This is a genomic window from Companilactobacillus halodurans, from assembly GCF_009600985.1.
Lineage (GTDB): Bacteria > Bacillota > Bacilli > Lactobacillales > Lactobacillaceae > Companilactobacillus > Companilactobacillus halodurans.
The window spans coordinates 67,081-85,142 of the sequence record NZ_VDFP01000008.1; the positions used below are offsets into that span (position 1 = coordinate 67,081).

Genomic DNA, 18,062 nt, shown 5'->3' on the forward strand with positions numbered 1-18,062 from the left:
ATAATATTCTTGAGCTTATATGACAACGTTTACACTATCTAGATAATGAAAATGTCGTAACATTGTGCAAATTTTGTGCCAAAAATATCTCACGAGCGTACATTAAAGTCCGACCAGTCGTATAAATATCATCCAAAATTAAAATACTCTTGTCCTTAGGAATCGTCCTAATTTCTGGTCTGGCGCTAAAAGTCTGTGGCGTCTGCAATCGCTCTAAACGATTTTTTTGGGCTTGGGGCTTATCAGCGTCAGCTTTAATTAGGAGTTTCTTCAAATCAAAAACCTCAGAGTACAATTCATAGACTGGATCGAATCCGCGCTCTAGAAGATGACTTGGGCTTGCTGGAATATACGTAACTACATCAAAGTGATGCAAAGAAGACCACTGCATGATATCTTGATAAAACAAACGAGCCAATAAGACATCTCCATATCGTTTATACAGCTTGAAGTAGCTGTGTATGAACTGATTATACTCAAACAAAGCGTGATGACAATTGATTATATGGTATTTTTCTTCCCAAATCAGACAATCATCACAAATTCTCCCACTATTTGGTTTAAAACAGCGTGAACAATTATTGCGTCCAGCTAATGGTATTACTTGGCTACGACATAAATTGCAAATATAATTTGGATTGATTTTATTTAACGAAAAAATTTCATTTATTTTTAAATTTCTATTTATATCACTGCCACAAAAAAGACATTTCATTTTTTGACCGCCTGTCTATTCAAATAGCTGATTTCTTGGCAAGCTTGTTTTATCTGACGATTGTAAAATCGATAATAAAAATGAACTTCATCGTCAAAAGAATCCACGCCACGACCCGCTCTTCCGGCAATTTGAATCAAAGTTGTTTTAGTAAATTCTTTTGCCTGAGCTTCCAATACTATGACCGTGATTTTTTTAAAAGTTACGCCTCTTTCTAAAATAGTCGTAGTTAGGATAGCTTGGACTTGTTGTTCTCGAAATAGTTGAACCTTTTTCAAACGCTGTTCATCTTTTGAACTAACATCAACAAAAGATAATTCTGGATATAATTTCTTTAATTTCTTCGCAAATGATTTCATTATTGGAATCTGGGGAAAGAAAAGCATAAATCTTTCGTGATTTCTAATCAATCGGTTTAATCTAAGGCGTAATTTCGGATTGATTCCTAAGAATTCTAATTTTTCAATCAGCAGATGGCAATGAGGCTCTGGTAATGGATGTCCGTGAAATCTTTGATACAATTTAGTTAAGGTTACTTTCTTACGTTTTACGGCTTGCAATAATTTTTGAGGTGGCGTAGCTGATAAATAAATGATTATTCCATTATCTTTCTTTGCCTTTTTTATAGCCTTGTACAACATGTTATTGCCCGCCAAGGGGTAAGAATCCACCTCATCAATAATTAATACATCAAAGGCTCTTTCAAATCTAACTAATTGATGAACCGTCATTAATGAGATTTGAGCTAAATAATATTTTTGGTCGCTTTTACCATGAAATAATCCCACCGATGTTTGTGGAAAAACTTGCTGAATCCGAGGATATAATTCAATACAAACATCCACTCTGGGCGAACAAATGGCGACTCGTTTTTGTTGAATCAAAACTTGTTCTAATAATGGGAAAATCATTTCTGTTTTTCCGGCACCTGTCACCGCCCAGACTAAGTGATCTTGATGATTTTGAAACGCTTTGAGGAGCTCTCTAACTCCTTTTTCCTGATTGACGGTTAGTTGTCCATGCCAGGTTAAATAATTAGACTGACTTGGAAATTTTACGTTTGTGGGGGTAATTATCAATTCATCGTTAACTTCAATCTTTCCTAAATTTATACAAGCTCGACAATATTGGGATTTAATCGGCAATTTGACGATTTCCATCAAACATCTCCGGCAATACAACTTGTTACGTTTTTTAAAAGTCGCTGGAACTAAGCAGCCGCCGTTTTCTAATAAGTAATTCAATTCATCTATTTTTAAATCAGCCTTTTTTAAAATTCGGCCACCTAAATATTCATTTATTTTATCCATATTAAAAAATACGCAAGGGAGTAAATTTTTTGCAAAATTATAAAACAATTGCCAATACTGGCAGTCACGAAAAAGATATTAAGAAATCACGCTTCATCGCTCACATCGCACAAACTTTTTCAGAAGCTGAGGCCAATGATTTTATTCAAAAAATCAGAGAACAAGAATCAGGAGCTACCCACAACTGTACCGCCTTTATTGTTATGGAAAATGTTAAAACAGAACGAATGTCAGATGACGGAGAACCTAGTGGAACTGCTGGATCACCAATTCTTAATGTTTTGCAACAACAAGACCTTTTAAATGTCACAGTGGTTGTAACAAGATACTTCGGTGGCATCAAACTCGGAGCTGGCGGTTTAATCAGAGCTTATTCATCTACTACTGCAGAAGCTGTTAAAGAAATAGGCTTGGTCGAAAATCGTATTCAACAGGGATATGAATTAACGATTCCCTATCATTTATTCGATAAATTTAATAATTATGCTCAAACTGAAAAGATTCAACTAGAGAATAAACAATTTGCAATCGATGTGAAATGTGAAGTTTTCTTGGATTTAGATACAGCTGAACAGACCGAACAAAACATTCGAGACCTTTTTCAGAATCAAATCACTTTAAAGAAAACCAAACAAAGCTATAAACAAGTTCCAATTGCTGCTAATTAAACGAGTTTTCGACAAAAGGACCTAGCGATTATATAAAATCACTAGGTCCTTTTTACAATCAATTTTTAATACTTACCAGTTTGAACAGTAAATCTAACTGTTTTTTCCCACTTAGCCTGCTGTGGCAGATTTTGAGACATTTCTCGATACGTTTCATAATCAGGATACATATTATTTCGAATCGGTTTAGGAATTGATTCCCAATCGATAAAATTAATTTTAGAGACATAAGTACCATGATGTTTGACCATTGCATACGGTTTATCCTTTGGTGCCAACCCTCCGTAAAAAGTTAAATACATTGATTCTCCCCAAGCGTTGTCGGTCACCACCATATTTTTATATGGACTTCCCAAAAGTTTTTTCGTTTTATTTTTGGAAATTTTTTGAACATTATAATCCGACTTTTTCGCAGATTCCTTTGTTGGCACAGCAGCATAACCAATTTCAGTTGGTATCAGAGGATTGAATCGATCAACCACTTCATTTTTATACTGATAGGTCAAAAGAAATATAAAACTACCAAGAATGGCAATAAATACAAAAGCCATGATGGTAAACCACTTCTTATAGACTCCCTTTAACTTTAAATCTTTATCAATTTTATCCACAGTCTCTGCGTCTCCTTTTAAAAACTCATCTAAGGAAATATTCAAAATAGAACTAAGATTAATTAATGAAGAAATATCCGGATAGGTCCGACCAGTCTCCCAACTCGAAATGGTTTTATCAGAAACGTTTAGTTTCATCGCCAATTCTTTTTGAGTCAGATTAGTTTTTTTCCGATATTTTTTTAATTGCTGGCTTAATTCCATAATGTTTTCTCCTCAAAGTCAATTTAACAAGGCCAAATCTAATTAACTACCTACAGACACAAGAATTCAATAACTAGTCAGTCTATCAATTGTGGAATTAATTCTAGAGCAAAAAAAACAGGCGTTATAACGACGTCTGTTAATTTTTCTTTTCTAATCTTTTTACAAGTCTTTGAATTGCTTTTAATAAAGGTTGTCGATCATCGCCCAATAATCCAATCGATTCAATAAATAATTCCAAGCCAATCAAAACACCAATTGTTAAGAGCACGCTGCCCCACAAGGTTGACAATGGATAAAGCAAGGAAATAAACGCAAATACCAACGACAATCCGTAAATTACTAGAACCGTCTGGCGATGCGACAATCCTAATTGCATTAATCGATGGTGCAAGTGATGCTTATCAGCTTGCATAATTGGCTTTTTGTTCAATAATCTTCTTAAAATTGCATAAACAGTATCGGTAATTGGCACACCCATAATAACTACCGGCATTAACAAAGTAATGAAAGTTACGTTTTTCAAACCCTTGAGTGAGAAAACAGCCATCATGAAACCAATAAATAACGAACCGGTGTCACCTAAGAAAATACTAGCTGGATGGAAATTGTGCGGCAAGAACCCTATCAAGGCTGAAACCATCGCAAAAATCCAAATAGCAACGTAAACGTTGGTAAAGTTCAAGAAGAAATATGCCATGACGCCCATTGTGAACAGGGCAATAATTGAAACCCCCGTCGCTAAACCATCCAGACCATCAATCAAATTGACGGCATTAGTAATGGCGATAATCCAAATAATGGTAATCGGCAAACTCCACCATCCTAAGTAGAAAGTCCCTACAATTGGCAAGGTAACCTCATTCATTCTGATTCCTGCTAAGAAATAAATAACTAAAGCAGCTGCAAAAATACCGGCTAACTTAGCTTTCGGGGAAAGCTCTCGAATATCATCAATAATACCAGTCAAAATAATTATACATTCCGCTAAAAAAACACTAAATAATTCATGTGTAGGGAACTGTTCCCGTAATAACGCAAACGTGGAGAAATTAAACGCAATAAAAATAGCCAGTCCACCCATTGTGGGCATTGGCTTGATATTAACACGACGTGCATTGGGCTTATCCACTGCCCCTAAGATATAAGCTAACTTCACTACGAAAGGAGTTATCGCAGCCGATAAGATCATCGTTAAAAATAATTTTACTATTACACTAAACATACCCGACATTTTTAGAAAAACTCACTTTCCATTAATAAAACAATTATACAATACCAAGCGCTTATTCCAAAAAGAAATTAAAAAAAGAGTGCATCAAAAGACACACCCCTTAATATTTTAATTATTTAGCTAATTCAACTTTTCTAACTTCACGTACGACTGTAACTTTGATATGGCCTGGATATTCAAGATTTTCTTCAATCTCCCCTTTGATATCTCGAGCCAAAATTGCAGCTTGGTCATCAGAAATTTCTTCTGGTTTGACCATCACGCGAATTTCATGACCAGCTTGAATTGCGTAACAATGATCAACACCTTCATGCTTATTGGCAATTTCTTCCAATTTTTCAAGTCGATGGATGTAATTTTCCATCGATTCAGATCTGGCACCTGGACGTGCCGCAGAAATTGCATCAGCCGTTGCAACAATTGTTGCGATGAATGATGTTGGTTCTACATCCCCATGATGTGAAGCAATCGTATTAACGACTACTTCTGGTTCTTTATACTTAGTGGCGATATCCACACCAATTTCAACGTGTGAACCGTCAACTTCACGATCGATAGCTTTACCGATATCGTGCAATAAACCTGCTCGTTTTGCTAACATAACATCTTCACCCATTTCAGCAGCCATTACAGCGGATAATTTAGCTACTTCGATTGAGTGACTCAAAACATTTTGACCGTAACTCGTACGATATTGCATACGTCCAATGATCTTGATTAAATCTGGATTGACAGAGCTGATGCCCAGACTATAAACTGTCTGTTCACCGACTTCACGAATATGATCATCCATTTCTTTTCTAGCTTTATCGACCATTTCTTCGATTCTAGCTGGATGGATACGACCATCTTCAATCAATTTCTCCAGAGCCATGCGGGCAATTTCTCTTCTCACTGGATCATAAGCGCTCAATGAAACCGCTTCTGGCGTATCGTCAATAATCAAGTCGACACCAGTAAGTGATTCAATGGTACGAATATTTCTCCCCTCACGGCCAATGATTCTGCCCTTCATATCTTCATTAGGTAGGGTAACGGTCGTAACGGTAGATTCTGAAACCGTATCAGCCACACTTCTTTGAAGAGCTGCAACGATTAAGGCTTTCGCATCTTTATCAACATGTTGCTTAGCCTGTTCGTCGCTTTCTTTAATCATCTTGGCACGTTCATGTACTAATTCTTTATTTAATTTACCAAGAATAATCTTTCTTGCTTGTTCACGAGTTAAATTACTTACTCTAACCAGCTCCGCTTGCTGTTCATTTAGAGTATCAGTCAATTGTTTAGATTTTTCATCAAGTTTATGTTGTCTTGCTGTAATATTATTCTCGCCATTTTCAATATTTTCCTCACGTTTTTCTAACGATTGGTCCTTTTTATCTAAAATGTCTTGTCGTTCGAGAACTCTATTCTCTTGTTTCTGAATGTCTTTACGACGTTCTTTAAGTTCATCTTCTTGTTTCTCACGATAACGATGAACTTCATCTTTTGCTTCAAGCAAAGTCTCCTTTTTCAAAGACTTAGCCGCTTTTTTAGCATCTGAAACAATATCTTCAGCAGTTTGTTTTGCTTGTGAAAGTTTTTTCTCATAAGCATCCTTACAGAGAGCATATCCGAAAAGAACACCTACGATCAATGTTACTAGAGCGAAAGAGAAGGTTATGATAGCAGGATACATGCCATCACCTCCATGTTTGCTTTTAAAAAGTTTGTTGTAAAATCATATGTTACAGAATATTTACATACAACTTAATATTATAGAATAAATATGACCTGTCAACCAAATAAAAAGAAAAAAAGAGACCTAATCAGTCTCTTTTTTATTTGAATTTGGAATTAAATCGATGGTTTCAGCATTTTTTTGACCTTTTTTAGTTGATGATTTTGTCTCAGAAGACTTATCATCATCCTTTTTTTCTGTAGCTGAATCATCTGGTTTTCCATCCATTCCATAAGCGGCTCTGACACGACTCTTGATCTCTTCCATCTTCTCAGGATTCTCAGATAGATAAGTCTTCGCGTTTTCACGACCTTGTCCAATCCGTTCATCGCCATAAGAGTACCAAGAACCACTCTTATCAATGATATCCTTATCGACAGCCATATCGACCAATTCACCTGTCTGTGAAATACCATGTCCATACATGATATCTACTAGAGCCACCTTAAATGGAGGCGCAACCTTGTTCTTCACGACTTTAATCTTAGTTCTGTTACCAATTACATCTGAACCATCTTTAATTTGTTCAGCACGGCGAATTTCAAGTCTGATAGTCGAATAAAACTTCAAAGCACGACCACCAGGCGTTGTTTCAGGATTACCGAACATAATACCGACTTTTTCACGAATTTGATTGATAAATAAAGCGATTGTCTTAGTCTTGTTGATTGAACCCGAAAGCTTACGTAAAGCTTGCGACATCAATCTAGCTTGAAGGCCAACGTGAGCATCGCCCATTTCCCCTTCAATTTCAGCACGTGGAACTAAGGCTGCAACTGAATCAACAACAACAATATCAACTGCACCACTGGTAACCAAGGCATCAGCAATTTGAAGTCCTTGTTCACCTGTATCAGGTTGAGAAAGCAATAATTCATCAATATTAACGCCTAAAGCCTTGGCATATTCTGGATCCATGGCATTTTCAGCATCGATATAAGCAGCTGTACCGCCTTGTTTTTGCACTTCTGCAACCGCATGTAAGGCCACAGTAGTTTTACCAGAACTTTCAGGTCCATAGATTTCAACGATTCTACCACGTGGAAATCCTCCGACACCTAGAGCATTATCTAAGGCTAGTGAACCAGTAGATACTGTTGAAATCTGGGTATTTGCGTCATCACCCATTCTCATAATGGCACCTTTACCAAAGTCTTTTTCAATCTTTTTCAAAGCAACGTCTAACGCTTTTTGACGTTCATCTTTTACCTTTTGTCGTTCATCTTTAGCCAAATTGAGTTCCTCCTAATGCATTCATCACTAAGTATATTATTAGTAATTCATCAAAAAAGCAAGAAAAAAGCGAACAAATGTTTGTCCGTTATATTATTTCCCAAACGAGAGCAAATCCACAAAGCATTGCTTGCAAACGAATCGCCTGACGTGTTCCAGAAAAGTGAATTTCTTTAACTATTGTTTGGTTCTTTTGACTATTATTAACACCGATAAAGACGGTTCCGACCGGATTGCCTTCTAAAGGATCAGGACCAGCTACACCTGTAAAGCCTACGCCAATATCAGCTTGCAACTTTTTAGCTGATAATTCGGCCATAGCTTGTGCAACAGGACCACTGACGACAGTATTTTTTTTAATCAAGTCTTCATCCATCCCTAATAACTGAACCTTAACAGAATCAGCATAGGTAACGAATCCTCCATCAAAAACATTTGAGGCTCCAGGAACAGATGCCAAAGTTGCTTGAAATAATCCTGCCGTTAAACTTTCAGCAGCAGTAATTTTTAAACCATTGCTTTTTAATGATTCCACCACTTGTTGAGGAATATCTTCATATTCCTTAGGCAAGCCAGATTCAAAATCAGTCGATTCAATTCTCTTTAAAATTTCAGTTACTTTGCTATTCATTGTTCTCACTTTCCAAATTACGTATTAAGATTTGAAAACATCTTTACTTTGAATAAAGTAATCAGCACCTGAATAAATCGTAAAGATCAAACAGATGTATAAGAATATTTCTCCAATAGGAATACCAATAGCGGAGAAGAAAATATCGTGTAGCAATAAGAAAATAATTGCTAACATTTGTGTAGTTGTTTTAATTTTTCCAGGCATTTGTGCTGCCATAACTTTGCCACCAAATTCCAAAACAATCGTTCTCAATCCGGTAACGGCCAATTCACGGCAGACAATAATTGCGACTACCCATGCTGGAGCCATGTTAAAGCTAACTAAAAAGATAAATGCTGTCATAACTAACATCTTGTCAGCTAAAGTATCAGCAAACTTACCAAAATTAGAAACTAAATTATATTTACGAGCAATTTTACCATCAAGTAAATCTGTTAATGAAGCTACAATGAAAACTACTGTTGCAATAACGTGATTCATTGGAATCAAATCGTTAGCAACATAAATATCGCCCCAATCACTCCAACCGAATGCCAATAAAATAATAAATACTGGTATTAAAATAATGCGAAACATGGTTAATTTATTAGGTACATTCCAAACCATCAGATATCCTCCAAGATTTTTAACAAAATAATGGTGTCTACTCATATAAGATTAGACACCATTATTTTATTTTTCAATATTAAATGTCAAAGTTTTAACGATTGAACTGCCACTTTGAGATTTTGATAAATCAACAGCTTTTCCATCAATAGTAACTTTCGTATTGTTGACGTTACCTGTTTGAATCGAGAAAGTTGAAGTATCGCTTGGTACAGTCGTTGATTTCTTATCGCCAGAACTCAATGCTTGTTGCCAAGTCGTGTCTGAGCCTTCATCAAATTGAATCCAAGCTTGACCACCACTACCTTCGACAACTACTTTCAAGCCATCTGAAGGAACGTTCTTAACTGTGAATGTTCCAGAGGTACTTGATTCTTCAACACTTGCTGAAGTTGACTTTTTAGTTGTCTTAGACTTTTTCTTAGTATCTTTTTTAGCTGTTGTTTTTTTACTGCTGCTGCTCTTCTTTTTAGTTGTTTGCGTTGTATTATCCTTAGGAATTGAGACACTTGATTCGTTTTGACTACGGTGTACCATTCCAAAAGCAATCACAGCAATAATTACAATTATAATTATTCCAACAACGATTTGAGGAATATAATTACTCAAATTGGAGAAAAATGAATTGGATTCTTCTTTGATTGTTCGAGTTTTTGTTTCTGTTGGTTGTGCTTCTTGCTTTGGTTGAGAATTAGGTATCTCAGCCTTATATTCATCCAACAAGTCATCGCTATTTATCCCAACTGCATCAGAATATTGTTTGATAAAAGCTCTAACGTAAAAGTCACCAGGAAGATGATCAAATTGACCCTCTTCAATAGCAATTAAATATCTTTTTTGAATTTTTGTGATTTGTTGTAAATCATCAATTGTGTAGCCCTTTTTAATACGGGCATTTCTTAACTTTTGGCCAATTTCGTCCATTATTTACCACCGATTAACTAATTTTTCTAAGTATAACATATATTATTATCCAACTACTAGCGACCTTATAACAACCAGCCACCAGCAAAATATATCGTTTGTCCAGTCAGATAATTCGACTTGATATTGACTAAATAACTGACTAAATCAGCTATTTCATCTGGATTTGCCAACCTGTCAGCTGGTATCTCATCTTTGACGCTTTCCAAATCCTCTTGTGAAAACTCTTGTGTATTCATCTTGGTATTCACCGCACCTGGTGCAACAACATTGACAGAAATACCTAATGAAGCAACTTCTTTAGCATAAGCATCCGCAAAAGATGACATTGCACCCTTCACCGTGCTATAAACGACTTCCATTGCTGAACCAATCTTTCCATAAATGGATCCAATGAAAACCACTCGACCATGATGCGTCTTTGCAAGCTTATCCTGCAATTGTTTCAGAATAAGAATTGGTAATTTCAAATGAATATTCCAAAGAGAATCAATTTCCTCTTCTGAAATATCAACTAATAACTTGTAGTAAGTATTGCCTTGTGCAAACACAATCGCATCTAACCCAAAGATTTGTTTCGTTAAATCTGAGACAGCATCATGCGTCATATCAAATTTAATGGGAATGAAATCTTGTTGCGGATACTTATCGACAAGCTCTGTGCGTAACTTTTCAATTCGTTCTTTATTGCGATTGTAATGCAGATAAAGAGACCAGCCATTTTTAGCCAGTTTCTTTGCACTGCTAGTCCCTATATCGCCAGAACTACCCATAACCAATGCATACATAATTTACTTCCTATTTGGTAAAAGATTGTAATAGGTACAATTATCATCTTTTAGAAATTTCGCAGATATTTCTAGCACATCATCCTTACTTATCGAATCAATCATATGGATAAGTTGCAAATAATCGACATCATAAAAATACAATTCTGCCATTTGATTGGCAATTGCATCTGGTGAATTTTGTGCAAAAAGATAAGAACCGATTGCATCACGTTTGATTCTTTCAAATTTTGCGTCGCTTAAGACTTCTTTTAAGACCTCGTAAGATAGATGATTGCGTAAATATTCTTGAAATTGCTCAGGATTATTTGTTGACCCACTAACAATGATAAAACAATAGTTGTTTTCTGCAACAACATTATAAGAAAAACTATCATCAATTAAATTAAGTCGGCTCATTTCTTGATAATTTTTAGAAGATTCACCGATTAAGGTTTCCATAATCATGTTCAATTCAAACTGCTTTTTAACTAAATCATATCCAGACATTTCAGTATCGATTCTAATTCCAAATGAACTTCGAGCCTGACTGATATCCATTGTCTCCTGTCCGCCTTGAGCAATTGGAGCAAATTTTCCTTGAATTTTTTTCAAAGGTGCATCTACGGTATGAAAGTCAGATGATTCAACAATATTTTCAATTTTTTCAAAATCAACATCGCCAACTAAAACTAAATCCATATTATCTGGACGATAATTTTGAAGATAAGTCTCTGACAAGTTAGTTCGATTGATTTGTTTTAAAGATGCACTGGAACCAGCTATATCTTGAGCAATAGGGTCATTTGGATAGAGTTTTCCTAAAATTCGTTGTTCCAAGACCCACTCTGGCATATCAAGATACATTTGAATTTCTTGATCAATAATTCCTCGTTCTGAAGCCACGTTTGCATCAGTGAAATAAGGATTTTGAACCAAGTCCAAAAGGATACGCAAATTATCATAAGGATTCTCTAAAGTTTGAAATAAATAAGCCGTCTTAGTGTAACTGGTATAAGCATTTGAGTTAGCCCCATATTGAGCGAATTTTTCAGATACATCATAATTTGGCTTGGCAAACAGCTTATGCTCAATAAAATGAGCTATCCCGGCTGGCAAAGCGCCCTTTTGCGTCTGAGTGTCAACTGATCCAAAATTAGCCATCGCCAATCCATAAACTTGGTTAAAGCCTGGCATTGGTACGACGCTTATTTGCAAACCATTGGCCAATTTTTTTGTTTGTTTCTCTAATTTTTCCGTCATACTAATCTCAAATCAACTGATATTGCGCAATTGCATGCAGATTTTGAGCTGCATTTGCAATATGTTCTCGATCCAAATTATCCAAATCATTTTGAAATTGTTCATCAGTTAGTAAAGTCTTTGGATAAACTGTTTCCCAAATGCTTCTCATAATGTAATAGTGAATCGAATCAGTTGAAATCTTTCGTCTAGTTAACATAACTTTTTGAGCATGGCTAACTTGATTATCAGTGAAATCGCCACGCTTGATGTAATCAATTTGTTGATTGATCAAGTCCAAAGCCTTATCAATTGAAGCAGAATCAAGACCTGCTTGAATCATCACTAAGTGACTGATTGGTTGATAAACGCTAGAAACTGAATAAGCTAAACTATTCTTTTCTCTGACTTGTTGAAATAGTTGCGATTGGTCGTCTCCTCCTAAAATCAAGTTCATAACTTGTGGAGCCAATCGGTTAAATTTTTTATTGATATTTTCAGTCGAATAAGCTAGGGCAATTCGACTTTGGTTTAAATGTTTATGATCAATTTGTTTCAAAGGATGTTTAACTAATTCCGTGAATTTCTCAAATTCAATTTGTAAGTCATTTCGATCATTTGTCATTTGTTGATAAAAATCACTAGCCATTATTTCTTGAAGAAACTCATCTTCATTAACATTTCCGACGACATTGATCACAATCGTATCGTTTTTGACAACATCTTGATAAGTTTCCAATAACTTTTCATTTGTTAAATCTTTTAGTTGCTCAATACTTCCAAAAATTGGAATTTGACGGTTAGGATTATTTTGATAGATTAGCTTAGCTAATCCCAAGGTACTAACAAGGTCTTGATTATCTTGGACCGAAATTAAATTGGACATTAAGTTTCTTTTCTCTGTCTCAAAGGCAGTCTGATTGAACTTATTTCCATCTAAATTGGGCTTAAAAATAATTTCACCAAGTAAATCAAGATTATCCTTAATCTGCTTTTGTCCATCTATTAAAAAGTTAGGATCAGCAAACTCTACGCTAAATGCTAAATCGTTGAAGTTTAGAAGATTGCGCGTAAAGACGTTGATTTCTGAACCATAAAGTTCCATTTCACGGTCATTTATCGCTTTAAAACTGGGATAATCTGCCGTTGAATTAGACATAACATTAGCCAATAAGCGTCGGCTAGTGGTTTCATCTTTGTTTAATGGACGTAAGAAGTCCATCTGAATCTTAATGGTTCGGAATTTTTTTATTGGATTAATATTCAAGAAAATATTTTTTGCTAATGTTTTTCTCAATTTTTCACCTGATTTTTCTTTATTGTTTCAAGTTGTTCGGGAGTGATTAAGACTTTGCGGGGTTTACTTCCCTCTGAAGCACCAACAATGCCCTTATTCTCCATTTCATCGACCATTCTAGCGGCTCGATTGTAGCCAATACTGAATCTTCTTTGAAGCATCGAAACACTGGCTGATTGCTTATCAACTATCATGTCGACAGCATCATCCCAATATTCATCTTCAGGTTTTTCACCATCACCTGTGCCCGATTCATCAACATCAGTTGGAATCATATCTTCATCATATTCTGCCGTCTGTTGATTTGTAATAAAGTTAACGACATTTTCTACTTCAGATTCCGAAATATAAGCTCCCTGCAAGCGAACTGGCTTACTCTTTCCAATCGGTTGAAATAGCATATCGCCTCGCCCTAAGAGCTTCTCTGCACCAACTGAGTCAAGAATTGTTCTTGAATCGACCCCACTAGAAACAGCAAAGGCCATTCTTGATGGAATATTGGCTTTGATCAATCCAGTAATAACATCAACAGATGGACGCTGCGTTGCAATAATAATATGCAAACCAGCAGCACGCGCCATTTGAGCCAATCGAACGATAGCTGCTTCAACTTCATGCCCAGCAACCATCATTAAATCAGATAATTCATCGACTATAACGACGATATAAGGCAAACGTTCCATTTTTTCTTCATCGCTAGCTGTTTTATTGAATTTATCTACATCGGCGTTGTATTCAGTGATATTACGGTGACTGGTATCGGCAAAGAGCTTGTAACGCCGTTCCATTTCTTTAACCGCCTTTTGTAAAGCTCCAGCAGCACGTCTTGCATCAGTTACAACTGGAATCAACAATTGCGGAATGCCATTATAGACATTTAATTCCACCATTTTTGGATCAATCAAAATTAATTTGACATCATTTGGCTTAGCTTTCATTAAAATACCGGTAATAATCGTATTAATAGCTACAGATTTACCACTACCAGTTGAACCAGCAATTAATAAATGCGGCATTTTAGTAATATTTGCTTCAATAATGTTACCTGAAACATCTTTTCCTAATGGAACAATCAACGGATGAGTCTTATCCTTTTGATTCTCAGTAATATCTTTGAATGAAACAGTCGAAATAGTCTTATTAGGCACTTCAATACCAACGAATGGCTTACCAGGTATTGGCGCCTCGATTCTAATATCTTTGGCTGCTAAAGCTAGTGCTAAATCATCGGCCAAGTTAACAATCTTGCTGACTTTAACACCGACAGCTGGTTGAACTTCATATTTTGTGATGGTTGGTCCAAGACTAGCTTTTTTAACATCAACGTCAACGCCAAAACTCTTGAATGTCTCACGTAATTTATCTTTATTTTCCTCAATCAAATGTACTTCTGATGTTTGGTCAGTCTGAGGAACTTCTTTTAACAAGTCCACTCCAGGCAATTGATACCCTTCATCACTAACATTTGTATCGCCCTTTTTAGCACTGACTGGGTCTGGTAAGTCCTTATCTTTAGTCCCATCGATACCATAAGGTTTGGAAACCACTTGAGCTTTATCAGAATTAGGTTCAGACATTTCCTTCGATGCCTTTTTCATTGTTGGTTGTTCAATTTCAAACGGTTCAGAATCTGGCTCTTTTTTAGTAAAACTATTGATTCCATCGGCAAACTTATCATCGTCACGATCCACTGTATCTTCTTTAGCTGCTTTATTAGCCGTCTTCGGTTTGTTATCAGTTGCTTTTTGATCAACATAATCGTTATATTTTCCACTCAAAGCATCTTTTATTTTGATGAACAAATGTTTGAAATAAACTAAAACATCCGTTGTAACGATTGATACCTGTTTCATCGTCACATTGCACAACATCAATATTCCTATAAAAATCAATATTGCCGTGACAAAATAAGTCCCCACAGTTGAAAACATCGGCATAAAAATACTGAACAAGTATGAGCCTATCATACCTCCACCGACAGTGTCATTAACTGAGACTTGCGTTATGTCAGCAGCCAATGTATTCCAAGTCACTAAATTATAGTTATGATAAAGCGACATATTTGAGAAGAAAATGCCATGTAAAATAATTAAAGTTCCTAAATATACAAATAAAAATCCGAAATTTCTCTTCGGCGTCATAACGGGTATTCGACCCGTTGCAATCACTACTGCCCCAATAAAAATGCTAATAATCAATAATGCTTGATAACTGTCACCAACTAGAATTCGATAAAGATTATCAAAGGTTTTTCCAACCAGTCCAAATTTGAACAGGCCTAAAACTGACAAAATTATCCATACTAGACTGATTAAAGATTTAATCAAGCGTGAATTATCAACAGTCTTTTTTCTCTTTCTAGGCTTTGAACTTGCCTTTTTTCTTACCATAAGTACCTCACACGATTTTAAAAGTCATCATCTAAAATTATACCTTTTTTAAGACCTAAAAAAAACAGCCCAGCTGGACTGTTTATTTATCTTCATTCTTCAAATCATTCATAGCGTCATTGGGCTTAATCTCTGAATTTTCATTAAAGTTCAATGAAACGCCATGATTCAACGTAACGCTAGTAACTTGATAAACCAACGTTTCAATATATTCCACTACTGAACGTGATAATTGTCTAACCTGTTTAGAATCGAGATCTTTGATTTCACCATGAAAATCAACTGGCTGAACAACTTGTCCAATAAGTCCCGACACCTTGAATGGTGCATCTTCAATGTGAATTTCAAATGGAACCACGATTTGTAAAATCAGACCTTCATCTTCATTCATTGGCGTTCCATCCTCGTTTTTGAATCCAGGATGTTCAATATTGATATTCAAATTTGTTTTTGCATCGGCTGTCGGTGCTTCTGCATCATAATGAAACGACTGAACAGTAACTTCACCTTTATTAATTTTCATAATCTAATCTTTCCCCCTAATCTAATTTATCATGTTGATAATGGTGACTTAATTCTAAGCCTGCAAACTTTTGTTGACGAACAGCTTCATATATAACTAAAGCAACACTGTTAGATAAGTTCAAAGCTCGAATATTATCACTCATTGGAATACGAAGACATTTCTCAGGATTTTGACGCATAAAATCTTCTGGCAAACCTGTTGTTTCTTTACCAAATAAGAAATAGTGATCAGCTGAAGTATCAGTGAAATCTTGATCACTGTAAACTTTATTTGAAAACTTAGTGATTAAATAAAGATATTTATCATCAGGAATAGAATTCAAAAAGTCATCTAAATCATCATGATAAGTAATATCGACCTTATCCCAATAATCTAAGCCAGCTCTTTTCATATGAGCATCATCAGTACTGAATCCTAATGGACGGATGAGGTGTAATTTAGTGTTGGTACCAGCACAAGTTCTAGCAATATTACCTGTGTTTGCTGGCATCAATGGTTCGTAAAGTGCAATATGATTTGTCATTATTTAAATTTAGTCTCCTTTTTACCAAAAAAGCGCATACCCTCGGTGAAAACCACAGCAAGGACATGCGCTAGTATAGCCTCTCATTTACCTGCTTTTGTCAAAATTTCTCCTGAGAAAAACAAGCAAATACAAAACTCAAAGAACATTATATACGATATGCCCGGTCTAGACAACACAAATATGAATTATTTGTGAATTTTTTTGGAACTATCATCATCTGAATCCTCTGATTCAGTTTTTTTATCCTCTATTAATGGCTCATCTTGATACCAACTTGAGTTTCGTTTGAACCAATTAAAGAATCTCGTACAAATAATTTTCAAGATAGCAAAGATTGGAATTCCGGCAATCATGCCAATCAAACCATACATCCCTGCTGAAACTAACAGTACTAGGATTGTCGTAACAGGATGCATTTGCATTTTGTTTCCAACAACAATTGGCGAAACAACACGTGTTTCAACTGTTTGTTCAACAATAAAGACAATGACGACCTTTAAGACCATTGATGGTGCAATAAATGCAGCAATCACAAGCGATGGTATTAAAGCTAAAGTCGAACCGATATAAGGAATCAAATTAAGAATCCCAGCTACGATACCCAAAATCAAAGCGTATCTTTGACCAATAATCAGGTAGCCAATGAAAAACATCACAGCAACCCAAAAGGCAACCGTCAATTGACCTGTGATATATGAACTCAAAGCTTTGCTGATTTCAGATAACATATCGCCAACTGATTTTTTCACACGGTTTGGAACAAAACGAATCACTGACTCTTTAAATTTATTATTATCCTTTAACATAAAGAACAAAATAAATGGCGCCGTTAAGATAACTACTACCACATTGGTCAACACGCCAACAGCTGAACTGATATTATTGACGGTCTGTGGCAAAATCTGGTCCATTGATTTCTCAAAACTCTTCGTTATGCTGGTATTCGTATCAGCTAATCTCTTCTGAACAATATGAAGCTTAGGATCAGAAAATAAATTCTGCAAACTCTTATTCAAAGAATCCCAATACTGTGGCCAATTTTGAACTAACGAAGCAACTTGGCTTTGAACAAAAGGAATCAGCGACATAACGCCCCAAATCAATAATGCCAAAATAATTATGAAAACGAAGGTAATCGAAACTATCCGATTAATATGAAACCTTTTTTCTAATAAATTAATTAACGGATTAATCAAATAATATAACACCAGCGCTAAAATCACTGGTGGCATCGTAATCCCCAGAATTTGGCTTATTGGTTCAAAGACAAATTTTATTTTTGAAAATAAGTAAATTATCAAAAAAACTAGGAAAATATTAATCAGAATCACCGTCAATTGGTTATTCAGAAACCATTTGTAAAACCAACTTTTCTTTCTTTCTGGTGTTTCTTTCATGAATTACTCCCCAAAAATATTCTAGTAAGATTATACTGTATATTATAATACTATACAT

17 protein-coding genes are annotated in these 18,062 nt (G+C 35.5%); 1 reads left to right on the plus strand and 16 read right to left on the minus strand.

The features are described from left to right. Window positions 1-34: 34 nt before the first annotated feature. Window positions 35-418 carry a ComF family protein gene (locus FHL06_RS14670; protein WP_238333968.1) on the minus strand — a complete coding sequence of 128 codons (384 nt, stop codon included), beginning with the start codon at window positions 416-418 and terminating at the stop codon, window positions 35-37. A 293-nt stretch (window positions 419-711) separates the two neighbouring features. Continuing rightward, on the minus strand, window positions 712-2,073 hold the full coding sequence (locus FHL06_RS05565) for a DEAD/DEAH box helicase family protein (RefSeq protein WP_153385239.1): 1,362 nt from the start codon (window positions 2,071-2,073) through the stop codon (window positions 712-714). Between FHL06_RS05565 and FHL06_RS05570 the strand changes: the two genes are divergently transcribed. Beyond that, window positions 2,055-2,693 carry a YigZ family protein gene (locus FHL06_RS05570; protein WP_153385240.1) on the plus strand — a complete coding sequence of 213 codons (639 nt, stop codon included), beginning with the start codon at window positions 2,055-2,057 and terminating at the stop codon, window positions 2,691-2,693. The two genes, FHL06_RS05565 and FHL06_RS05570, sit on opposite strands and share 19 nt — an antisense overlap. Window positions 2,694-2,758: 65 nt before the next feature. Here the strand turns inward: FHL06_RS05570 and FHL06_RS05575 are convergent, their stop codons facing one another. The 14 genes from FHL06_RS05575 to FHL06_RS05640 all read right to left on the minus strand — a co-directional run bounded on the left by FHL06_RS05575 (window position 2,759) and on the right by FHL06_RS05640 (window position 18,004). Then, a complete protein-coding gene (locus tag FHL06_RS05575; RefSeq protein ID WP_153385241.1) occupies window positions 2,759-3,508 on the minus strand; it encodes a helix-turn-helix domain-containing protein in 750 nt (249 codons plus the stop codon). A 139-nt stretch (window positions 3,509-3,647) separates the two neighbouring features. Then, window positions 3,648-4,733, minus strand: a complete 1,086-nt coding sequence (locus FHL06_RS05580; RefSeq protein ID WP_153385276.1) for a glycosyltransferase family 4 protein — start codon at window positions 4,731-4,733, stop codon at window positions 3,648-3,650. Window positions 4,734-4,854: 121 nt separating this feature from the next. Continuing rightward, on the minus strand, window positions 4,855-6,420 hold the full coding sequence (gene rny / locus FHL06_RS05585) for a ribonuclease Y (RefSeq protein ID WP_153385242.1): 1,566 nt from the start codon (window positions 6,418-6,420) through the stop codon (window positions 4,855-4,857). A 126-nt stretch (window positions 6,421-6,546) separates the two neighbouring features. Then, entirely contained in the window at window positions 6,547-7,695 is a 1,149-nt protein-coding gene (recA, locus tag FHL06_RS05590; RefSeq protein ID WP_153385243.1) for a recombinase RecA, read from the minus strand. 88 nt (window positions 7,696-7,783) lie between these two features. Beyond that, the gene (locus tag FHL06_RS05595; protein ID WP_153385244.1) at window positions 7,784-8,326 is read right to left on the minus strand and encodes a CinA family protein; all 543 of its coding nucleotides are present in this window, start codon (window positions 8,324-8,326) and stop codon (window positions 7,784-7,786) included. A gap of 24 nt (window positions 8,327-8,350) precedes the next feature. After that, on the minus strand, window positions 8,351-8,935 hold the full coding sequence (gene pgsA / locus FHL06_RS05600) for a CDP-diacylglycerol--glycerol-3-phosphate 3-phosphatidyltransferase (RefSeq protein ID WP_153385245.1): 585 nt from the start codon (window positions 8,933-8,935) through the stop codon (window positions 8,351-8,353). Window positions 8,936-9,001: 66 nt separating this feature from the next. Continuing rightward, window positions 9,002-9,859 (minus strand): helix-turn-helix domain-containing protein, encoded by an 858-nt coding sequence (locus tag FHL06_RS05605; protein WP_153385246.1) that lies wholly within the window; start codon window positions 9,857-9,859, stop codon window positions 9,002-9,004. Between the two features lie 65 nt (window positions 9,860-9,924). Further along, entirely contained in the window at window positions 9,925-10,650 is a 726-nt protein-coding gene (gene ymfI, locus FHL06_RS05610) for an elongation factor P 5-aminopentanone reductase (protein WP_337692534.1), read from the minus strand. Further along, window positions 10,651-11,889 carry an EF-P 5-aminopentanol modification-associated protein YfmH gene (yfmH, locus tag FHL06_RS05615; protein ID WP_153385248.1) on the minus strand — a complete coding sequence of 413 codons (1,239 nt, stop codon included), beginning with the start codon at window positions 11,887-11,889 and terminating at the stop codon, window positions 10,651-10,653. A gap of 7 nt (window positions 11,890-11,896) precedes the next feature. Next, window positions 11,897-13,165, minus strand: a complete 1,269-nt coding sequence (yfmF, locus tag FHL06_RS05620; protein ID WP_153385249.1) for an EF-P 5-aminopentanol modification-associated protein YfmF — start codon at window positions 13,163-13,165, stop codon at window positions 11,897-11,899. Then, the gene (locus tag FHL06_RS05625; RefSeq protein ID WP_153385250.1) at window positions 13,162-15,555 is read right to left on the minus strand and encodes a DNA translocase FtsK; all 2,394 of its coding nucleotides are present in this window, start codon (window positions 15,553-15,555) and stop codon (window positions 13,162-13,164) included. Before FHL06_RS05625 ends, yfmF begins: the two co-directional genes overlap by 4 nt. An 82-nt stretch (window positions 15,556-15,637) precedes the next feature. Next, on the minus strand, window positions 15,638-16,078 hold the full coding sequence (locus FHL06_RS05630) for a DUF1149 family protein (protein WP_153385251.1): 441 nt from the start codon (window positions 16,076-16,078) through the stop codon (window positions 15,638-15,640). 16 nt (window positions 16,079-16,094) lie between these two features. Next, window positions 16,095-16,604 carry a tRNA (uridine(34)/cytosine(34)/5-carboxymethylaminomethyluridine(34)-2'-O)-methyltransferase TrmL gene (gene trmL, locus FHL06_RS05635; protein ID WP_153385252.1) on the minus strand — a complete coding sequence of 170 codons (510 nt, stop codon included), beginning with the start codon at window positions 16,602-16,604 and terminating at the stop codon, window positions 16,095-16,097. A gap of 188 nt (window positions 16,605-16,792) precedes the next feature. After that, window positions 16,793-18,004 carry an AI-2E family transporter gene (locus FHL06_RS05640; protein WP_153385253.1) on the minus strand — a complete coding sequence of 404 codons (1,212 nt, stop codon included), beginning with the start codon at window positions 18,002-18,004 and terminating at the stop codon, window positions 16,793-16,795. Window positions 18,005-18,062 lie beyond the last annotated feature (58 nt).

What these genes read in the sequence shown, in the direction of transcription:
- FHL06_RS05575 (WP_153385241.1), bottom strand. Translation starts at nt 3,508, where the DNA reads ATGGAATTAAGCCAGCAATTAAAAAAATATCGGAAAAAAACTAATCTG.
- FHL06_RS05580 (WP_153385276.1), bottom strand. Translation starts at nt 4,733, where the DNA reads ATGTTTAGTGTAATAGTAAAATTATTTTTAACGATGATCTTATCGGCT.
- rny (WP_153385242.1), bottom strand. Translation starts at nt 6,420, where the DNA reads ATGTATCCTGCTATCATAACCTTCTCTTTCGCTCTAGTAACATTGATC.
- FHL06_RS05595 (WP_153385244.1), bottom strand. Translation starts at nt 8,326, where the DNA reads ATGAATAGCAAAGTAACTGAAATTTTAAAGAGAATTGAATCGACTGAT.
- pgsA (WP_153385245.1), bottom strand. Translation starts at nt 8,935, where the DNA reads ATGGTTTGGAATGTACCTAATAAATTAACCATGTTTCGCATTATTTTA.
- FHL06_RS05605 (WP_153385246.1), bottom strand. Translation starts at nt 9,859, where the DNA reads ATGGACGAAATTGGCCAAAAGTTAAGAAATGCCCGTATTAAAAAGGGC.
- yfmH (WP_153385248.1), bottom strand. Translation starts at nt 11,889, where the DNA reads ATGACGGAAAAATTAGAGAAACAAACAAAAAAATTGGCCAATGGTTTG.
- FHL06_RS05625 (WP_153385250.1), bottom strand. Translation starts at nt 15,555, where the DNA reads ATGGTAAGAAAAAAGGCAAGTTCAAAGCCTAGAAAGAGAAAAAAGACT.
- FHL06_RS05630 (WP_153385251.1), bottom strand. Translation starts at nt 16,078, where the DNA reads ATGAAAATTAATAAAGGTGAAGTTACTGTTCAGTCGTTTCATTATGAT.
- trmL (WP_153385252.1), bottom strand. Translation starts at nt 16,604, where the DNA reads ATGACAAATCATATTGCACTTTACGAACCATTGATGCCAGCAAACACA.
- FHL06_RS05640 (WP_153385253.1), bottom strand. Translation starts at nt 18,004, where the DNA reads ATGAAAGAAACACCAGAAAGAAAGAAAAGTTGGTTTTACAAATGGTTT.